The organism is Herbidospora sp. RD11066, from assembly GCF_054661255.1.
Genome location: NZ_BAAGDO010000378.1, coordinates 1 through 234 on the forward strand (window position 1 = coordinate 1; position 234 = coordinate 234).

The 234-nt window shown below is 57.7% G+C and carries 1 rRNA gene; it reads right to left on the minus strand.

Annotated elements, in window-relative coordinates:
* Positions 1-234: ribosomal RNA gene (locus tag ACYQ78_RS40145) — 16S ribosomal RNA — on the minus strand; the annotation flags it as partial.

A 234-nucleotide genomic window follows, 5' to 3' on the forward strand; every position in this document is an offset into this window, starting at 1 on the left:
CCACATACTCCACCGCTTGTGCAGGCCCCCGTCAATTTCTTTGAGTTTTAGCCTTGCGACCGTACTCCCCAGGCGGCGCATTTAACGCGTTAGCTTCGCCACGGACGGGGTCGAATCCGCCCACAGCAAATGCGCACCGTTTACGGCTAGGACTACCAGGGTATCTAATCCTGTTTGCTCCCCTAGCTTTCGTGCCTCAGCGTCAGGAACCGTCCAGAGACCTGCCTTCGCCAT